Annotated in this window: 8 protein-coding genes and 1 riboswitch; of the genes, 5 read left to right on the forward strand and 3 right to left on the reverse strand. The window is 43.5% G+C overall.

The window, feature by feature from the left end; all coding sequences use genetic code 11:
* Positions 1-142: 142 nt before the first annotated feature.
* Complete coding sequence (locus tag NSTC731_RS09140) at positions 143-4,126, reverse strand: beta strand repeat-containing protein (RefSeq protein ID WP_445630526.1); 3,984 nt, start codon at positions 4,124-4,126, stop codon at positions 143-145.
* 913 nt (positions 4,127-5,039) lie between these two features.
* Between NSTC731_RS09140 and NSTC731_RS09145 the strand changes: the two genes are divergently transcribed.
* The 3 genes from NSTC731_RS09145 to lnt all read left to right on the forward strand — a co-directional run bounded on the left by NSTC731_RS09145 (position 5,040) and on the right by lnt (position 10,784).
* The gene (locus NSTC731_RS09145; RefSeq protein ID WP_445630527.1) at positions 5,040-6,359 is read left to right on the forward strand and encodes a chloride channel protein; all 1,320 of its coding nucleotides are present in this window, start codon (positions 5,040-5,042) and stop codon (positions 6,357-6,359) included.
* A gap of 152 nt (positions 6,360-6,511) precedes the next feature.
* A complete protein-coding gene (gene gyrA, locus NSTC731_RS09150; RefSeq protein WP_445630528.1) occupies positions 6,512-9,115 on the forward strand; it encodes a DNA topoisomerase (ATP-hydrolyzing) subunit A in 2,604 nt (867 codons plus the stop codon).
* Entirely contained in the window at positions 9,096-10,784 is a 1,689-nt protein-coding gene (gene lnt, locus NSTC731_RS09155) for an apolipoprotein N-acyltransferase (protein ID WP_445630529.1), read from the forward strand. The genes gyrA and lnt overlap by 20 nt, the downstream gene beginning before the upstream one ends.
* Here lnt and NSTC731_RS09160 read toward each other — a convergent pair.
* Both NSTC731_RS09160 and NSTC731_RS09165 read right to left on the reverse strand, forming a co-directional pair.
* A complete protein-coding gene (locus NSTC731_RS09160; protein WP_445630530.1) occupies positions 10,779-11,396 on the reverse strand; it encodes an rRNA large subunit pseudouridine synthase E in 618 nt (205 codons plus the stop codon). The two genes, lnt and NSTC731_RS09160, sit on opposite strands and share 6 nt — an antisense overlap.
* Before the next feature lie 87 nt (positions 11,397-11,483).
* Positions 11,484-11,711, reverse strand: a complete 228-nt coding sequence (locus NSTC731_RS09165) for a hypothetical protein (RefSeq protein ID WP_445630531.1) — start codon at positions 11,709-11,711, stop codon at positions 11,484-11,486.
* Positions 11,712-12,717: 1,006 nt separating this feature from the next.
* Here NSTC731_RS09165 and NSTC731_RS09170 point away from each other — a divergent pair.
* The gene (locus NSTC731_RS09170) at positions 12,718-13,710 is read left to right on the forward strand and encodes a 2-hydroxyacid dehydrogenase (protein ID WP_445630532.1); all 993 of its coding nucleotides are present in this window, start codon (positions 12,718-12,720) and stop codon (positions 13,708-13,710) included.
* A 77-nt stretch (positions 13,711-13,787) separates the two neighbouring features.
* A riboswitch (TPP riboswitch) is annotated at positions 13,788-13,884 on the forward strand.
* Positions 13,885-13,891: 7 nt separating this feature from the next.
* The gene (gene thiC, locus NSTC731_RS09175) at positions 13,892-15,265 is read left to right on the forward strand and encodes a phosphomethylpyrimidine synthase (protein WP_445630533.1); all 1,374 of its coding nucleotides are present in this window, start codon (positions 13,892-13,894) and stop codon (positions 15,263-15,265) included.
* Positions 15,266-15,313 lie beyond the last annotated feature (48 nt).

Raw genomic sequence — 15,313 nt, forward strand, 5'->3', positions numbered from 1 at the left:
GTAATTAGAATACTAATTCAGTATTCAAAAATTATCCTTCTTGGGGAGATAAGGGAGAAAATACTACCTCTTCTCCCCTATCTGTTTTAAGCACATCGCAATTCGACGATTTTCTATTTTTTCTGCTTCAAGTGATAGAGTGCTAATAAGGAGTAAAAAGCACAAAATTGTTGTTGGTTAGTGACAAGCCAGGAGATAATTGTGCAAACTGTACCTGAGTATTGACACCAGCACTACCATCCTCATCAAAGAACAATCCACCTGTAGTCGAGTTATATATAAATCGCTGATTACTTGTGGTTGCAGATGCTCCGATTGTAAACTGATTTGTCTTAAGTACACCTAGTGAGAAATCGTGATTAGGAAAACCATAAATTGATATCTTAATTAGTTCATTAGTGGTGTCAAAGTCATATAGGCGCTCGACGCCTTCACTAAAAGTATTGAAAACAAAGGTATCAGTACCAGCTCCCCCATAAACACTATCATTACCGCTGCTACCTATGAGGACATCATTACCATTACCACCTTTGAGGGTATCATTGCCACTACTACCGTCGAGGGTATCATTACCATTATTCCCCACAATCAAGTCATTAGAGTAGGAACCTGAAATATTTAATCCTTCAATATTTTGGTAGCTAACTATTCTCCTACCCGCTGTAATTTCTCCCTTGTTAGTAGTAGCATTAAATGTTGTTGTGATTCCTGTAGTAGCATTTCCAAAATCGACGGACAACAAATCGTCACCTTTACCGCCATCTATTGTGTCTTTGCCATCATTGCCCGCATCAAGTGTATCGTTTCCATTACTCCCTACAATCAAGTCATTGTATTGTGTACCTTTGATATTTAATTCTTCGATATTCTTGTAGCTAATTAGTCTCGTGTCCTCCGTAATTGAACCAGTGTTAGTAGTAGGATTAAATATTGTTGTGATTCCTGTAGTAGTATTATTGAAATAGATAGTCAAGGAATCGTTACCTGTCCCCCCATCTATTGTGTCATTGCCACCATAGCCCGTATCGAGTGTATCATTTCCATTGCTCCCTACAATCAAGTCATCGTATTGTGTACCTGAGATATTTAATCCTTCGATATTCTTGTAGCTAATTAGCCTCGTGCCTTTTGTAATTGAGCCAATATTAGTAGTAGCATTGAAAGTCGTTGTGATTCCTTCACTAGGATCGTAGTAATTGTAATTGAAGTACAACAAATCGTCACCCTTACCCCCATCTATTGTGTCATTGCCACCAAATCCCGTAGAAAGCGTATCGTCGCCATTGCTTCCCACAATGAAGTCATTGTAGTCTGTACCTAAAATATTTAATCTTTCGATATTCTTATAGCTAACGCGATTATTGCCCGCCGTAATTGCTCCAATGTTAGTAGTAGGATTAAATGTTGTTGTGATTCCTGTGGTAGCATTGCTGTATTCGACAGACAACAAATCGTCACCTTTACCGCCGTCTATCGTATCTTTGCCACCACTATCTATGGAGAGAGTATCGTTGCCATTGCTCCCCACAATGTTGTCATCGTAGGCTGTATCTAAGATATTTAATCTTTCAATATTCTGATAACTAACTTGATACTTGCCTGCTGTCATTGAGCCAATGTTAGTAGTGGCATTAAATGTTGTTGTGATTCCTCCAGTAGCATTGCTATAATCCACGGAAAGCAAATCGTCAGCCTGACCTCCATCTACCGTTTGAGTCACTAAATAAGAGCGGACAGTATCTGGGGATGAGGTGCTTAGATACAAGGAATCATTGCCATCGCCACCAGAGAGTAAGTTATTGCCTGTTGAAATCTCAGCACGCAATGTATCGTCACCAGTGCCACCGTTGAGGGTATTATTACCTGAGGAGGGACCGTAAATATCTCCACTGCTGGTTCCGATGACAACGCCAGAGATGGAGAGTAAATCATTGCCATCGCCACCAGAGAGTAGGTTGTTACCTGTTGAAATTTCAGCAAGCAAGGTATCATCACCAATGCCACCGTTGAGGGTGTTATTGCCTGAGGATCTAAAACTATAGTCCGATCTATAATACTCAAGGCCAGAGGTGGAAAGATAATCATTGCCATCGTCTCCAGAGAGTAAGCTATTACTTTTTGGAGACTCAGCACGCAATGTATCGTCACCAGCGCCACCATTGAGGGTATTATTACCTGAGGAGCCAATAAAGTCGTGTCCCTCAGCAATAGCAAGCTCAGAGGCGTCAAGAAAATCATTGCCATCGCCGCCAGAGAGTAAGTTATTGCCTTGTGAACCCCGAGCATACAATGTATCGTCACCAGCGCCACCATCGAGGGTGTTCTTGCCTGTTGAAGAGTCAACATTCAAACTATCGTCACCAATACCACCAACAAGAAAGTTATTGCCAGTATCCTCAACGAGGATGTCATTCCCTACGTCACCAATAAGAGTATCATTGCCTGCACCACCCCGCAGTAAATCATTGCCACTTTTGCCATCAATAAGATCGTCACCCCCCTGACCATTGATGACATCATCTGAGTTGTCAAAGCCACTAACATTATTGTTCAGATCGTTAAGGAAGGTGACTGTGTTCTTGTTGAAGAGAGTACCTTGAGTGGAGTTGGCATTGAAGACATCAAAGCTGTCAGTAATGGTAGTTTGGCCAGAAAACAGGATATTGCCCGAGTTGACAGTTGCTCCTGTAGATAAGCTTAGGTTATCCAGGTTTTCTAAAGCAAAGTTTTGTAAGATGATTTTGGGACTAGAGTCCGCGTCAAAGGTGATTTCTAGATTGCTGCCATTTTGAGTCAGCACTAAATTTTGAGCAGTTAAGCCGTCGCCAGCGAAATTTAGGGTGTCTACTTCGGCAATTACTGCTGCTGTTGGATTAGTTCCTTTACCTACCCCACCGAAATCAGTGATTGTATCACTACTTGCACCCGATCTATAAGTGTCGTAAACAAATGTATCCTTGCCACCGCTACCCGTTAAAGTGTCGTTACCAGGACTAGGTCTGATGGTATCATTGCCATTGCTCCCCACAATGTAATCATTGTAGGATGTGCCTGAGATATCTAATCGTTCAATATTCTTATAGTTAATCTGATATGTGCCTGTTGTAATCGAGCCAGTATTAGTAGCATGATTGAAAGTCGAAGTGATTGCCTCAGTCGCATTGGAATTGACGGTTAACAAATCGTCACCTGTCCCTCCGTCTATCGTTTGAGTTGCTAAGGAAGAAAGAGCAGTATCTGTAACAAACAAACTGAAGGAGTCATTGCCATCCCCTCCATTTAGGATGTTGCTACCCTGAACTCCAGGGGTGTAAAAGTAATCATTGCCATCTCCACCTGAAACCGTATTGTTGCCAGTAGAGTAGCTAATATCAAGGTAGTCATCCCCTGCATCCCCTGTGAGAATGTTATTTCCAGAAGAATAGGAAGCATCAAGGGTATCATTGCCCAGACTACCAATGAGAGTATTGTTGCCTGTACCACCCCGCAGCAAATCGTCACCACTTAACCCATCAATTTTGTCATTGCCCCCCTGACCATTCACCACATCATCTGAGTTGTCTAAACCTGTAATGTTGTTATTCAGGTCATTGAGGAAAGTTACCGTATTCTTGGTGGCGATGCTTGTATCAGTATTGGCATCCAGGACATCAAAACTATCAGTGATACTAGTTTCCTCAAACCCATTAAACAAGATATTGCCTATGGCTGGTCTTGTACCAGAAGCTTTCAGGTTATCCAAGTCTTCTAGTTTGAAGTTTTGTAAAATGATTTTTGTGGTATCATATACGTTTTCAAAAGTGATTTCTAGATTGTTACCATTTTGGGTGAGTAGCAAATTTCGCGCATTCAATTCATCCAAAAATTCGATCGTATCGACTTCCGCAATTACTGCTGCTGTTGGATTTGTTCCTTTACCTACACCACCGAAATCAGTGATTATATCAGTGCCGCCGCCTGACCTATAAAAAACAAATGTATCTTTACCGCCCCCACCCGTTAAAGTATCGTTGGCACCATAACCTGTAAAGATGATATCATTCCCAGCTTTACCGTTAATTATGTTGGGGTCGTTAGTGCCGTCTAGGGTGTCATTTCCATTGGTTCCAATGATAGTATGTGTCATTACTTTCTTTTTCCTTAATAGATGTTTGGCAGTAACTTTAAGTTTTCAACTTTTAGTGCTTAAAGGCACAAAAGTTCGCCGAAAATTGAGGCTTTCGACATACTTTTCTCACTCTTGAAGGTTAGAAATTTTTGATGAATATCCTCCTTTCAATCGACCTGCAAATATTACTTATCCAAGCACTTAGGACTATCTAAGTCTTAAGTCCGTCTAAAATTCATCAGCGTGTAGATTCGCAAAAAACTAATTTCAAGCTAATTTCAATCATCCTTTATCAGTCACATAGGCAAACATCTGCCATAGACATTGCTAAAGAAGAGTTGAAAAATTGAGCTTGAATGTCGAAAATCCACAACTCATAATTTAGTTATTTTGTCAATGCGTAAGTCTTACTACTAGCCCTTTCAATATGAACGTTTGTACTATCCAAAAAATGATATTTTAAGCCATTTTTGGTATTTTGGCGGCTGCGATCGCTTAATTTAGAGTTCCAAAATTTAGAGTTTAATCCATAAATTCTTTATTCAATTCCAGCCGAAGCCTGAAATGCCGTAAAAACCTTGATAGTATATATGCTCACCTGAAAAGGGCTAGTCTTACTAATTAGAAAATAGGGAACACTTGATGGGCTATAGGGAAAGGAATTTTTGTCCTTTACCCTTGGGTATTTGGCTTCAAAATAGGAAATATCTAAATAACATTATAACTAACTCAATATAGAATATTTACTTAGCTCGACTTTATATATGCCTCATCGTAAAGGTAGGCATTCACTAAAAATGCGGGTTTTGCTGCATAGATAATATTTAAATATAGTAAATACAAGAAATAAATAATTCACTAAACTAAATAGCCTTTACCATAAAAAGCGTAAATATTCAGTACTCTAGGTTTCACAAATAGGAAATAAGCAGTGTTACCAAACAAGCCCCCCGCTAGTAATCAAACTCAACGCTGGACATTTGCTCAACTTTTTGGACTGGTAAAGCGTAATCCCCTAATGATTTCGCAGTGGGTCATCCGCTGGATAGTCGTGGGGACTGCTGGTGGTCTATTTGCGGCGTTGTATTGGAATGTTCTAGAGTTTTTAACTCACAGACTCCAGCGATTTGAGGGTTTTAGCCTGCTGATAGTGATGCCACTTAGCGGTTTACTTATCGGTCTGGTGATTCATTTTTTGGGAAATCCCGGTGAAATCGCTGTGATTGTTGATAATATTCATTTTCGTGGCGGACGCCTAGATGTTCGCAAAAATCCTTCAATGATTCTTGCTTCTCTAGTCAGCATCTCGGCAGGCGGTAGTGCTGGCCCAGAAGCGCCACTGGTACAGGTAACAGGTTCTTTTGGTACTTGGATTGCCGATCGCTTAAAACTCCAAGGTGAAGACCTCAGAACTATGAGTTTAGCAGCAATGGCCGCTGGCTTCACTGCCTTATTTGGCGCACCTCTTGGCGGTGCAATGTTCGCCTTAGAGATTTTGCACCACGAGCATATTGTGGAATATTACGAAGCCTTAATGCCAGCCATTGTTTCGAGTTGTGCTAGCTATCTGGTGTTTGCAGCAATTACACATTTGGGTATTGCCCCCACTTGGCATTTTCCTCAGTATCACTTAGAAAGGATTGATGATTTTGCGATCGCGATCGCCTTTGGAGCGATCGGGGCAGTGGCGGGATGGATTTTTATGGGCATTTTTCGCGGCTGCGATGCCTTTTGGCAAGCTGTTTCACGTTTGGGCATTTCATCAACTCCTGTTCCCATTTATGTGCGGACAACACTAGCAGGAGTGGGACTTGGCATTTTAGCAGTTTTATTACCCCTCACCCGTTATTTTGGACATGAAGAGTTAGATTCAGTCCTAAGAGCTAACTTTGGTGCTGTTTTTCTCTTAACTCTAGCTCTTGGGAAAATGGCTGCCATTAGCATTACGGTAACAGGTGGGTGGCGCGGTGGATTCATCATTCCGCTATTTTTCACTGGTGCTTGCATTGGTAAAGCAGTAGCAGTTTTAATTCCAGGACTCGATCCTGCCCTGGCCATGATTTGTACAATGGCGGCTGTCAACGCAGCTGTAACCCGCACACCAATAAGTACGACTTTGCTACTGTCAAAACTGACTAACTTGAGTCCCCTTACACCAATCCTTTTTGCCAGTTTGATGGGATTTTTTCTTGCCCCGAAAGTTCCTCTGATCGCAGCTCAACTCAAATCCCAGAGAGAAGCTACGGATTAAATAAGCGGCTGAGTTAGCTGCCCAGGCATAAAAAAGCAATATATGCTAAAATTGTATCAAATTATAGCAATTATTCAAGAGCAATTTAGAATAATTTTGCGCTTTGTTGAGTAAAAGAGCTAAAATCTACGATTTTTGGAGATTTTTAGGTTATGACAACCTCACAGGAGAGGATTATCCCGACAGATTTGCGAAACGAAATGTCGCAGTCTTATCTGGAATACGCCATGAGCGTGATAGTGGGTCGGGCGCTGCCAGATGCCAGGGATGGTCTAAAACCTGTGCATCGTCGCATTCTCTACGCAATGCACGAGCTAGGTCTGCTCCACGATCGCCCCTTTAAGAAATGCGCCCGTGTCGTCGGTGAAGTATTGGGTAAATATCACCCCCACGGTGACACGGCAGTATATGACGCCTTGGTGCGGATGGCGCAAGATTTTTCCATGCGATCGCCATTAGTTGACGGGCATGGTAACTTTGGTTCGGTAGATAACGATCCGCCAGCCGCTATGCGGTACACCGAATGTCGGTTGCAAGCTTTGACTAGTGCTGGTCTACTCCACGACATCGAGTATGAAACCGTAGATTTCGCCGATAACTTCGACGGTTCCCAGCAAGAACCGACAGTTTTACCAGCACGGATTCCCCAGTTATTGCTCAACGGTTCCTCTGGGATTGCCGTGGGTATGGCCACCAACATTCCCCCCCACAACTTAGGCGAATTGATCGATGCTTTGGTGGCAATAATCCACAATCCCGAAATCACCGACATCGAATTGATGCACTATGTCCACGGCCCAGACTTTCCGACTGGGGCGCAGATTTTAGGAACATCTGCCATTCGAGAAGCTTACACTACCGGACGTGGTTCTATTACCATGCGTGGTGTCGCTAACATTGAAACCGTTGAACAACGGGGACGCCCAGATAGAGAAGCAATTATCATCACCGAATTGCCCTATCAAACCAATAAAGCGGCGCTGATTGAAAAAATCGCCGAAATGGTAAACGAGAAGCGGCTAGAAGGCATTGCAGATATCCGAGATGAAAGCGATCGCGACGGGATGCGAGTTGTGATCGAACTCAAACGTGATGCTTATCCCCGCGTCGTGCTGAACAACCTCTACAAGCAAACGCCACTGCAAGCCAACTTCGGCGCGAATATGCTGGCGTTGGTAAATAGTGAACCGCAAGTACTCACCCTCAAGCAGTTCTTAACCGTCTTTTTAGATTTCCGCATCGAATCCATTGCCAGACGCACCCGCTACGAACTGCGGAAAGCAGAGGAACGCGACCATCTCCTGCAAGGGTTATTAATAGCCTTGTCTCATTTAGATGCAATTATTGTCTTAATTCGTCATGCTCCCGATGCACCCACAGCCAAAGGCGAATTAATCACAACTTACGGACTCTCAGAAGTACAAGCAGATGCGATTTTACAAATGCAATTGCGCCGCTTGACTGCTTTAGAAGCAGACAAAATTCGTCTGGAACACGAAGAATTACAAGCGAAAATTGCCGATTTACAAGATATTTTGGCACGCCGGGAGAGAGTGCTAGAAATCATTGAAACCGAAGTCACACAACTGAAAACTAGCTTTGCTACACCCCGCCGCACGGTGATATTACCAGGGGAAGGCGAATTAGACGATCGCGACCTCATTGCCAATGAAAAAGCGATAATTCTGGTGACAGAGCAAGGCTACATCAAACGGATGCCAATTAACACCTTTGAAGCCCAAAGCCGTGCTACCAGAGGCAAAGCCGCAGCCAAGGTGAAAGATGATGATACCATTGAGCATTTTTTGACTTGCTGCGATCACGATAGTATTTTATTCTTTAGTGAGCGTGGTGTTGTTTACTGCTTAAAAGCGTACCAAATTCCCGTGAGTTCGCGTACCAGTCGCGGCACACCAATCGTTCAGATGCTACCGATTCCCAAAGAAGAAAAAATCACCTCGATTGTACCGGTTGACGAGTTTAGCAACGAAGAATATTTGGTTATGCTCACCAAAGGTGGCAATATCAAGAAAACCGAATTGGCAGCCTTTAGTCACATTCGCGCCAATGGTTTGATTGCCATTTCCTTAGAAGAAGGCGACCAACTGCGCTGGGTGAGACGCGCTAGAGTCGAGGATAGTGTAATTATTGGTTCTCGTCACGGGATGGCGATTCACTTCCGATGCAACCACGAACAACTGCGTCCTTTAAGTAGGGCAACTCGTGGCGTGAAAGCCATGAAACTCAAAAATAAAGATGAACTCGTGGGTATGGATATTCTCCCCGCAGCAATTCTGGAAAGTTTGGATGTTGCAGAAGCAGAAATTGAAGATATCGAAACAATCGAAACAGAAGATATCGAAATTACCGAAATTACTGAAGAGTCCGCAGAAGTGCCTAGCAGTGGCATAGTTGGCCCTTGGGTGTTGGTAATTACAATGGGAGGATATGGTAAGCGCGTTCCAGTTGCCCAATTCCGGCTGCAAAATCGTGCTGGTCAGGGTTTAATGGCAACCAAGTTCAAAAATCGTAAAACCAAAGACAAGCTAGCAACCCTACGCATTGTGAACAACGATGATGATGAAATCATGATGGTGACAAATCGCGGTATTATCATCCGTCAAGCGGTGAATGCAATTTCGATCCAATCGCGATCGGCAACTGGAGTTAGAGTGCAGCGTTTAGATGAAGACGATGCCATTACCGGAGTGGCAGTAGTTCCACCTGATGCTGCCGATGCAGAAGAAGCAGAGTAAGAAGCAGGGGGAGCTGGCGTTGCAGGGGAGGCAGGGGGAGAGGTTAACTTCCTTACTCCCTTACTGGATTGCCTTAGGTAGCGGCATTTTAATGGGGCTAACTGTGGCCCCAGTAGGTGCATGGTTATTGGCTTGGATTGCCATAGTTCCTTTATGGGTGTTAGTTGTCACTTCGACCAAACGCAAAAACCAATTCCCTCCTGCTTTCTTCTGGGGTATTGGTTTTCACGGTGTCGCCCTCTGGTGGATTACCGGAATTCATCCGATGACTTGGTTGGGCGTTCCTTGGTTGCCAAGCTTGGCAATCACGATTTTTTGTTGGGGATTTATCACTGTATTGGGAGGGGTATTCGTTACTATTTGGGCGGCTGTAATGGTTCGCCTAAGCGGGCAAAAACCGTGGCTACGTATACTGATTGGTACAGCCGTGTGGTGCGGCTTAGAGAGTCTGTGGAGTGCTGGGCCTTTGTGGTGGAGTTCCCTTGCTTACACCCAAAGTCCGCATAATCTCGTAATTGTACATCTAGGGCAACTCTCTGGGCCTAATACTGTGACAGCAGCAATAGTTGCTGTGAATGGGTTAATTGCTGAAGGATGGATGAACCGCCAAGACGCAGAGGGCGCAGAGAGAATTTCCTCTGTGTCGCGCCAGTTGCTACAAGTCGGGGAACCGCAAGGGCGCACTGGCTTCTCTGCGCCTCTGCGGTTCGTTAATAAATACTTAGTTACTGCCACAGGATTATTAATAAGTTTACACCTCATAGGCTTTATCTTATATAGCCGTCCCATTGCTCAACCCCCAGAAGCAGTCTTAAAAGTGGGAATTATTCAAGGTAATATTCCGAACCGACTTTTACGAAGTTCCGAAGGGTTTCGTCGCGCCCAAGAAAACTATACTAATGGATATCTCACTTTAGCAGACCAAGGTGTAGATGCAGTCCTGACTCCAGAAGGAGCCTTACCTGTTTTCCAGCGTAATTTGCTGGAAACGGCCTTAGTTGCAGCCGTGAAAGAAAAAGGTGTAGTTGCTTGGATTGGGGCTTTTGGCGAACGGGGAGATAGTTATACAATTAGTTTGTTTACTTTCAACAGTAAAGGTGAGATTGTCAGCCGCTACGACAAAGCTAAATTAGTACCTTTGGGAGAATATATTCCCTTTGAAGGCATTTTAGGCAAAATAGTTCAGCGCTTGTCGCCTTTGGATGCACACCAAGTAGCTGGTTCAGCAAATCAGCTATTTGACACTCCTTTTGGTCGGGCGATCGCTAGTATATGTTATGAATCTGCTTTTCCCGAACAATTTCGCCGTCAAGCGGCGGCGGGTGGACAATTTATTGTCAGTTCTTCTAACGATGCCCATTACACTGCATCCATGCCATTCCAGCATCATGCACAGGATATCATGCGGGCAATTGAAAGCGATCGCTGGTCAGCACGAGCAACTAATACCGGATATTCAGCCTTTATAGATCCTCATGGCAGAACTTTGTGGATGTCTGGATATAATACCTACGAAACTCATGCTGAAACAATTTATCGGCGACAGACAAAGACTTTATATGTGCGTTGGGGTGATTGGTTAACACCGTTGTTGTTAATCTCCTCTGGAGGAGCTTGGCTGGTAATTTGCGGTATAAAGAAATTGAACGCGATAGATTTAATATTATGAGACGGTTTTGGAGGGAAAACTTTTCAATTTATTAAAATTATGCAGAAATTGGATCTCAGAGGCGGTGAGGTCGCGCCATTGACCCAATTGTAGGTCATCTAATTGTAGGTGAGCAATGCTGACCCTGACCAGTCGCAAAGTCGGAAATCCAACAGCCGCAGTCATGCGCCGAACTTGGCGGTTTTTTCCCTCTGTCAAAGTCATTTCCAGCCAAGCTGTCGGTACATTTTTACGAAATCTAATTGGTGGGGTGCGTTCAGGTAGCTGTGGTTCTTCTGGTAATAACTTCACTTCTGCTGGTTGAGTGCGGTAATCTTGAATTTCCACACCTGTTTGCAACCTTTTGATAGCTTCTGCATCTGGAATTCGCTCTACCTGTACCCAGTAAGTACGTTTATGACCAAAACGCGGATGAGCAAGGCGATGTTGCAATTGTCCATCGTTGGTTAACAGCAGCAATCCTTCACTATCCCAGTCTAAACGTCCCACAGGATACACATCAGACACATCAATATAATCTTTTAGGGTGCTATGTGTGGGAGTATCTTTTGTAAACTGGCTGAGAACGCCGTATGGTTTGTAAAAAATAATATATCGGTAATGATTGGGCATGGGGCATTTGACTTTTGAATCCTCTTTTAACAATAGAAGCAGAATTTATAAATTTTACTTTAAACTTATAAGTTATCAAGTGAAAAATCAATCGCGGTTAAAACCACAACCTAAACAACGCATACAAACAGAGAAAGCTGCTAAAACTGAAACAATCTCAATTAGTAATTGAAATGACAAGGGAGTTAGAGCCAAACCCCAAATCAAAAGAATTGTCCCGCTGATCATAGCAGTAATGCGATTAATTTCATCTCTAGTATTGAAAACCAAGAATAATGTTCCTAAACCAATTAATAATAAGATTAAGCTACTCATAAACATATTCCTGACTTATACTTTTTCTTTGTGAAGCTGGATATACAGCAGAATCCAGGAGTAAAACGCGCTTCATATCAGGCTTTGAGACGAATCTTTGTGTACTTTACCTTCCTTGAAACCTGTTGTATTTCACCCCTGTAGTCCTATCGTTACTTGGGCGGACTAGAGGGCAGTCTTGTTATGTGCATCTTAATACAGAATGGGATAAACTCCAAGCTTGAAAATTGTAAAAACCTCACACAACTACAGCACAAGTTAAATGATGTCCTCAAATAAATTACACCTTCGATGTTTGTATATTAGCTTGGCATTTGTCGGGAGAAGGGGAAAGGGGAAGGGGAAAAAGGTTCTGCAAAAGTCCCTTTCCCCTTTAACTTTTACCCTTTTTGCCAAGAGTGCAAAAAGCACAAATGCCAAGAGGTCTATTCTACCATTCACGTAGCTGGATGATTTTTTCAGATGTTGCTGTCATTTCGTTTCTGTCAAAATTGACTATTAGCCGCTCGGCAAAATTATAAGAATAAATGTGATGGAAATATGAGCGAAATGCGGCATTGCATATTTGTAGTAATTTGGAGCAGTTCCAATACTTGTCGGGTTTTGGGGAAAAGGGGAAGGTGGGGCCCCAAGAAGGAGATAAGGGGCGGGGGAAAAGGGAAACAAAAAACTTTTAACCTTTACCCTTTAACCTTTTCCCCAAACCCAATTCCGATTTAAAAATGCACAAAGCGAGCAGTATTAGAAGCAGTTCCATTTAACCGAAGTGCGTAGGCGTAGCCCGCACTTCTCTACGAGACGCTCCGCGAACGGCATGGTTCGACTTCGCTCACCAGTCGCTCAGTGACCATCGTAGACATCGCTGATTTAACTTATCCTGCCAGAGTAAACGATTAAAAAATGTTTAAAATGCCGCAGCTACGCTCGTTGTAGACATCGCTTTTCTAAACGTCAACGTATTATGTACTCGAACACCGTGCAGCATACATAAAGTCTGAGGTTTTGCATGAAAGTAGCAGTTTTCAGTACAAAAGCCTACGATCGCCAGTTTTTGTCAGCTGCAAATTCTCCTATCCAACACGAGTTAGTGTTTTTTGAACCCCGTTTAAATCGAGATACGGCTATCCTGGCTGACGGATTTCCGGCGGTTTGCGTATTTGTCCACGATCGGGTTGATGCCCTAACTTTAGAACTTCTCGCCTCAGGGGGAACTCGTCTGGTTGTCCTTCGCTGTGCGGGGTTTAACAATGTAGACTTACAAGCCGCAGCAGATTTAGGAATTACCGTTGTACGTGTTCCCGCCTATTCACCTTATGGGGTAGCAGAACACGCTGTAGGATTGATTTTAAGCCTAAATCGCAAAATTCATCGTGCCTATAACCGTGTCCGAGAAGGCAATTTTTCCTTAAATGGACTGTTGGGATTTAATTTGCATGAGCGCACAGTCGGGATTGTCGGCACTGGCAAAATTGGTCTGATTTTAGGACAGATTATGAAGGGGTTTGGCTGTCACATACTCGCCTATGACGTTTATCGCAATCCAGAATTGGAAGTGTTGGGTGGAAAGTATGTAGAACTACCTGAGCTATTTGCCAAGTCTGATATTATCTCCCTGCATTGCCCTCTAACCCTCGAAACGCATCACTTGATTAACACTGAAGCTATAGAAAAAATTAAGCCAGGTGTGATGCTAATTAATACTAGCCGAGGAGCGCTGATTGATACCCAAGCTGTAATTGAGGGATTAAAGTCTGGTAAAATTGGCTACCTTGGTGTGGATGTCTACGAACAAGAATCGGAATTGTTTTTTGAGGATTTGTCTGGCGAAATTATTCAAGATGATATTTTCCAGCGTTTGACAACGTTCCCCAATGTACTGATTACCGGACATCAAGCCTTTTTTACAGCAGAAGCTCTCTACAATATTGCCGAAACAACTTTTGCTAATATTACCGATATTGAACAGGGTCGTCCTTGTGCAAATGAAATTCGCGCCTAAACCCTAAAATCCAAAATTGTGTTACCTCATAAATTGTTAACACCTTTGCTCCCAGACATAACCAAGGTGCTACACTACATCCATGCTAGGGGTGCCTACATAACGAGGCTGAGATCACACCCTTAACACCTGAGTCTGGGTAATACCAGCGGAGGGAAGCTGTTTATTGAGGAATCACAATATGCGGACTGAATGGGTTGCTAAACGACGTGGGCAGGTTAATGTATCTCAAATGCACTACGCCCGCCAAGGTGTTATCACCGAAGAAATGCACTACGTCGCCAAACGGGAAAATCTCCCGGCCGATCTGATTCGTGACGAAGTAGCGCGGGGAAGAATGATTATCCCCGCTAATATTAATCACACTAATCTAGAGCCGATGGCTATTGGCATCGCCTCTAAATGTAAGGTAAATGCTAATATCGGCGCTTCCCCCAACTCTTCTAATCTTCAGGATGAAGTTGATAAACTGAATCTGGCGGTGAAGTACGGTGCTGATACTCTGATGGATTTGTCCACAGGTGGCGGTAATTTGGATGAAATTCGTACCGCAATTATCAAAGCTTCACCTATTCCCATTGGTACAGTGCCAGTATATCAAGCTTTAGAAAGCGTCCACGGCACCATCGAAAACCTGACTGCTGATGATTTTCTCCATATCATCGAGAAGCACGCCCAGCAAGGAGTAGATTATCAAACTATCCATGCGGGGATTTTGATTGAGCATTTGCCCTTGGTGAGAAATCGCATCACTGGTATTGTCTCTCGCGGCGGCGGTATTTTGGCACGGTGGATGCTACATCACCACAAACAAAACCCGCTTTATACCCACTTTAAAGACATTGTTGAGATTTTCAAAAAGTACGATGTCTCTTTCAGTTTAGGAGATTCCCTGCGTCCTGGCTGCGCCCATGATGCCTCAGATGAAGCACAATTAGCTGAGTTGAAAACTCTGGGACAGCTAACTCGCAAAGCCTGGGAAGATGATGTTCAGGTAATGGTGGAAGGGCCTGGGCACGTACCAATGGATCAAATTGAGTTCAACGTCCGTAAGCAGATGGAAGAGTGTTCTGAAGCACCTTTCTATGTTTTGGGGCCATTGGTGACAGATATTGCTCCCGGTTATGACCACATTACTTCAGCCATTGGAGCCGCGATGGCTGGATGGTACGGTACTGCAATGCTGTGCTATGTAACACCTAAAGAACATTTGGGTCTACCAAATGCCGAAGATGTGCGAAATGGGTTGATTGCCTATAAAATAGCGGCTCATGCGGCTGATATTGCTAGACATCGCCCTGGTGCAAGGGATAGAGATGATGAACTTTCTAAGGCGCGTTACAACTTCGATTGGAACCGTCAATTTGAATTATCACTCGATCCAGAAAGAGCTAAGGAATATCACGATGAAACTTTACCAGCAGATATCTATAAAACTGCTGAGTTTTGTTCGATGTGTGGGCCTAAGTTCTGCCCAATGCAAACTAAGGTTGATGCTGATGCGCTGACAGAATTAGAGAAGTTCTTGGCGAAAGAGCCTGTGACTCAAAGTTAATTTATACTGGGACGGGGTGACGCAAAGAGAAATAGTTTTGTACTAACG

It is taken from the genome of Nostoc sp. DSM 114167 (assembly GCF_052692655.1).

Coding starts and splice junctions, on each gene's coding strand:
- NSTC731_RS09165 (WP_445630531.1), bottom strand. CDS start 11,711: ATGAGTAGCTTAATCTTATTATTAATTGGTTTAGGAACATTATTCTTG.
- gyrA (WP_445630528.1), top strand. CDS start 6,512: ATGACAACCTCACAGGAGAGGATTATCCCGACAGATTTGCGAAACGAA.
- lnt (WP_445630529.1), top strand. CDS start 9,096: ATGCAGAAGAAGCAGAGTAAGAAGCAGGGGGAGCTGGCGTTGCAGGGG.
- NSTC731_RS09160 (WP_445630530.1), bottom strand. CDS start 11,396: ATGCCCAATCATTACCGATATATTATTTTTTACAAACCATACGGCGTT.
- thiC (WP_445630533.1), top strand. CDS start 13,892: ATGCGGACTGAATGGGTTGCTAAACGACGTGGGCAGGTTAATGTATCT.
- NSTC731_RS09140 (WP_445630526.1), bottom strand. CDS start 4,126: ATGACACATACTATCATTGGAACCAATGGAAATGACACCCTAGACGGC.
- NSTC731_RS09170 (WP_445630532.1), top strand. CDS start 12,718: ATGAAAGTAGCAGTTTTCAGTACAAAAGCCTACGATCGCCAGTTTTTG.